The organism is Streptomyces sp. NPDC058307, from assembly GCF_042880295.1.
Taxonomy (GTDB): Bacteria; Actinomycetota; Actinomycetes; order Streptomycetales; family Streptomycetaceae; genus Streptomyces.
The window spans coordinates 91,290-95,688 of the sequence record NZ_JBHVYZ010000033.1 but is presented as its reverse complement, the minus strand read 5'-3'; the positions used below and the strand labels follow the sequence as shown (position 1 = coordinate 95,688).

Sequence of the window (4,399 nt, the reverse complement as noted above, 5' to 3'; positions counted from 1 at the left end):
GCCCGGGCCACGCGGACAGCGATTTCGCCACGGTTGGCGATGAGCACCTTGCGCATGACGGCCCTCCCCTCGATCGGCAGGAATTCTGGAATGATCAGGTGCGGCCGGGGAATTCTCGTTCCGGAACGGCTCCTGAATACGTGTCCATCCTCCGAGCGGGACCTCAGCGCTTTCAACAGCCGCCAATCAAGCCTTCGGACCAGATCCTCAGGCGGGATACGGCTTTGTTGGCGCAACGCCAGGCAAGTGTCAGGAAAAGGTCAGACGCCCCGTCGAGGCGCCGCCCTGCGTAGAACAGTCGACCGGTGCCTGAGCGTGCGTGCGAAGGAGCGGGCACCGGAAAGAAGGAGCGGGCACCGGAAAAAGGAAGTGGGTACGGAAAAAGGGCGGGCTCCCCCTCGGGAGCCCGCCCTTTTTCGGTACCCGGCGTCGATGCCCGTCACAGCCCGCCGGAAGTCAGATGTCAGCCACCGCCGAAGCGGAACCCCACCCCGCGCACGGTGACGATCCAGTCACTGCCCCCCAACTTCCCGCGCAGACTGCTGACATGGGTGTCCACGGTGCGACGGGACCAGGAACCGCCCCAGACCTGCTGCATGATGCGCTTGCGGGAGATCACGGTCTCCGGATGGCAGGCGAGCAGATAGAGCAGATCGAACTCCTTGCGCGTGACCTCCACGACCCGGCCGTGCAGGCTGACCTCGCGCGAGCCGGCGTCGACGCGCAACGGTCCGCGCGACAGGACCTGTTCGGTGTGCGCCTGCGGACGTGAGCGACGCATGACGGCGTCCATACGGGCCATCAGTTCCCGGAAGCCGTAGGGCTTGACGAGATAGTCGTCCGCGCCGGCCTGGAGGCCCAGGACACGGTCCAGTTCTGTGCCCCACCCCGTGACGGCGATGAGGGGCACGTCACTCAGGGTCCGGATGGAGCGGCACACCTCCAGGCCGTCCACGTCGGGCAGTTCGAGATCCAGCAGGACGATGTCCGACCCCTGGTAGGCCTGCAGCGCGGCGTTGCCCGTGCCCACCCCCTCGACATGGTGGCCGTGCCGACGCAGCCCGGTGGCCAGCGTCTCCATGTCGCCGGCGTTGCTCTCGACGACCAGGACACGCCAGTTCGTCGACGTCCTACGGATCTGCGGTGGGACGGTCTTCCGAAACTCCAGAGTGCTACTCGTTGCGCGTTGGCTCACTGTTCTCCCCCGAACATGTAGGTCCCGCTCGAGCGTCCTGGCCCCCGAAGCCTAAAAACCTACCCCTCGGTTTGTCAAAAAAAGAATAGGTAAACTCACGCACAGTGACAACTGATGTCGGTTTTAGGCAACTTAGGCGTATATGAAGGAGTAATTCCGCTCCAAGATGTGACGCTCCGCAGGACCCTCGACGTCAGACGTGAGTAAATTTCGACCGTGAATCAAGTGCAAACGGCCGCTGACAGGCAGTGCGGTTTGTTTCTGGCGTCAACAACAGGACCTGTCGGCCGACCAATAAAGGGCGGATGGTCGGGTTCCGTCCGATGCGTTGCACATCCTCGACAGCGGTGGTAGACCGTCCAGGATGCTCTCAGCTTGCTGATTCCCTGCTTCCGCTTTCCCTTTGCCCTGGTCATGGGGTAGTAAAGTACGATCTACTGGGCCTTGCTGACCAAGAGTCAACAGAATCGAGGGCTGTCGGCGGGACCGGCTCCCTGGAGGGACACCCGAGATCCACAAACAAACCATCAGGTCCGTTTATTACGGGGCATGAAAGGACTCACGCAGGTGGGACGACAACAGGAGAGGGCGATCCGCACACGTCGACTGATACTCAAGTCGGCGGCGGAGGTCTTCGACCGCGAGGACTACGCCTCCGCCAGGCTCTCCGACATCAGCGCGCGGGCCAGCATGAGCACGGGCGCCCTGCACTTCCACTTCGCGAGCAAGGAGGATCTGGCCCAGGCGGTCGTGCGGGAGGCGCGCGGCACCCTGTGGCGCGGCGCGCGCTTCGCGTACGAGAAGAACTCCGAGCCGCTGCAGGCCCTCGCTGACATCTCGCACACCCTGGGACGGCTGCTGACCTGGGACGTGGTGTCGAGGGCCGCCCTGCGCCTGGACAACGACCGGTCCCGCAAGGGGCCGGAGCAGTTCATCCAGGCATGGCACGCCTGTGTCCGGCGCCTGCTGGACCGCGCACGCCGACAGGACGGGCTCGCGCCGCACGTCCAGCTGCAGGTGCTGACCTGCGCCATCGTCGCTGCCACGACGGGTATAGGCGTACTGATCAAAGGGAGTGAGGGCGACCGGATCCGGATGGCCGTCACCGGGTTCTGGCAGGGCTTCCTGCCGGGGCTCGCCGCACCGGACGTACTCGGCAAACTGAACCCCGGCGGAAGGGACGACGTCGTCGACTACGCGGTGACCGCCGCGCGCTACACGGCCTACGACCCGCAGGACGCGGTCGGCACGGAGGCGGCGGCCTCAGGAGTGATGTGAGTCGAACCCGTTGCCGGCTCCGGGACCTGCCGTGGGTTCCGGTACCGGTCGGCGTGGCGGGGGAACCGCTCGGCGAACCCCGCTCCGGGATCGCAGCCGAGGTCGGCCCAGACCGTGTCGTCCGTGAACCAGTGGTCCGTCGCCAGCAGTTCGAGGTGATGCCGGGCGAGCGCGTGGTCGCGGAGCCGGGTACGGGCGGTGTCGAGCGCGATGCCGGGCGCGGGCTCCGGAAGGAGGCCGTACGTTTCGGCGACCGCCGTGAGCAGGTCCTCGCCGGGTACGGGATCCGGGTGGTTGACGAAGTGGGCACGCCCCGCGCGGACCGCCGGTGCCAGCGCGGCCGAAAGCAGTACGTTGCCCAGCGTCGCGGCGTCGATCATCGACTGCCGTCCGAGCCGTCCCTCCGGCCGGCCCCCCAGTGCGCTCAGCAGCGTCCGGACGCCGGGCACCACCCAGCGGTCCCCTGCCCCGTAGACGAGATGAGGGCGCAGGACCGTGCCGCCCGCCGCGAGGACGTGGCGCTCGGCCGCCGCCCTGGTCCGGCTGGTGTCCGACACCGGCGTGATCGGTACCTGATCCGGCCACACCCCGCTGAAGGGACCCCGCCCGTGCACCGCCGCGGTGCTCAGGTGCACGAACCGTTCGACCCCGGCCCGCCGGGCCTCCTCGACCAGGGCGGCCGTGCCCAGGTCGTTGACCCGCAGCAGCAGCCGGGGGTCGCCGCCGACCTGGGCGGCGCAGTGGACGACCGCGTCGACGCCGTCGCAGACACCGCGCAGCGCGTCGGGATCGGTGAGGTCGCCCCGTACGTACTCGACCGGGACACCGTCCGGGAACGGCGGACCGTCGGACGTCGGCGCGGCAGTCGCGGACGGCCGTGCGCGGACCAGCAGTCGCAGCCGGACGCCCCCCGAGGCACGGGCTGCGGCGACCACATGGCCGCCGACGAAACCGCTGGAGCCCGTCACCAGGATGTGCCGGCTCACCTGCTTTCCCGTACGGCGCCGCTCAGGATCGCGGTGAAGACGGGCTGCTCCTGCTGCACGCCCTGCGTGCCCTGCACCCGCAGCACCGCTCCCTGCTCCGGGCACAGCTCGTGCCGGGCCAGGATCCAGCAGGGCTCGGTCAGTTCGCAGTACTTGTCGAAGGAGATCCGCATCGAGGTGGGGTGGAAGTCGTGTCCGGGCGTGAGGGCGGTGGCGGCCTGACGTGCGGCTTCCAGGAGCACCATGCCGGGGACGTGGTCGTTCGAGCGGGCGAAGAGAGTGGGGTGCGTGGTGTCCAGGCGCAGCCGCCAGCCGGGGCGGTGCTTGGACAGGGCGAGGACGACGTCCTTGCGGTCGACGCGGCCGGCCTCGTGCGGGGTCACGGCGGGGAGCAGCGGCACCGGACGGCTCGGGGCGGACATCCGGTCGCCGCGGAGCCTGTGGTAGACGCGGGCCGCGGTGCAGAGCAGGATGCCCATGCTGGTGGCGAGCACCCGGCCCAGTCGCTGGAAGCGCAGGTCGACCCGCATGCCGACGAGACGGCCGCGGCGCAGCTGGACGTCGGAGCACTGGACCACGACGTCGATCGGGCCCGAGGCGCTGTGCACGGTGAAGTCGGGGGTCTCGACCTGGTACCGGAGTTCGCGCATCACGAACTGGTCGCCGACCGGAACCCCGAACGCGGCGTGGGCCAGCATCATCGTCGCCTGCCGGGTGGTCTCGGCGACGAGGAGCGGATCCTGACGGCCGTCGGGCAGCGGGGCGAAGAAGCGGTGTGCGGCGGGCCAGTTCACCGAGACCAGGAAGCGGTGCTCGGAGAGGCGCAGCCAGTCCTCGGGGAAACGATCCTCCGGATCCGGGCGGTGGCAGAGCTCCCCGGTGGCGCGGCCGTCCGTCGTCAGAACCGGGGCGCCGGTATGGTTCGTGGACGGTACGGTGG

4 protein-coding genes and 1 pseudogene are annotated in these 4,399 nt (G+C 68.7%); 1 reads left to right on the top strand and 4 read right to left on the bottom strand.

What is annotated here, in order from left to right; translation table 11 throughout:
* Both ACFVYN_RS23570 and ACFVYN_RS23565 read right to left on the bottom strand, forming a co-directional pair.
* Nucleotides 1-236: pseudogene (locus ACFVYN_RS23570) on the bottom strand (hypothetical protein); the annotation flags it as partial.
* A 227-nt stretch (nt 237-463) separates the two neighbouring features.
* Nucleotides 464-1,195, bottom strand: a complete 732-nt coding sequence (locus tag ACFVYN_RS23565; protein ID WP_390001535.1) for a response regulator transcription factor — start codon at nt 1,193-1,195, stop codon at nt 464-466.
* Nucleotides 1,196-1,762: 567 nt separating this feature from the next.
* On the opposite strand from ACFVYN_RS23565, the gene ACFVYN_RS23560 reads away from it, so the two are divergent.
* Complete coding sequence (locus ACFVYN_RS23560) at nt 1,763-2,473, top strand: ScbR family autoregulator-binding transcription factor (RefSeq protein ID WP_390001534.1); 711 nt, start codon at nt 1,763-1,765, stop codon at nt 2,471-2,473.
* Here ACFVYN_RS23560 and ACFVYN_RS23555 read toward each other — a convergent pair.
* Both ACFVYN_RS23555 and ACFVYN_RS23550 read right to left on the bottom strand, forming a co-directional pair.
* Nucleotides 2,419-3,459 (bottom strand): NAD-dependent epimerase/dehydratase family protein, encoded by a 1,041-nt coding sequence (locus ACFVYN_RS23555; RefSeq protein WP_390001532.1) that lies wholly within the window; start codon nt 3,457-3,459, stop codon nt 2,419-2,421. The two genes, ACFVYN_RS23560 and ACFVYN_RS23555, sit on opposite strands and share 55 nt — an antisense overlap.
* Nucleotides 3,456-4,399, bottom strand: a 944-nt coding sequence (locus tag ACFVYN_RS23550; RefSeq protein WP_390001531.1) for a ScbA/BarX family gamma-butyrolactone biosynthesis protein, incomplete at its 5' end; no start/stop codon positions are given. The genes ACFVYN_RS23555 and ACFVYN_RS23550, both read right to left, overlap by 4 nt.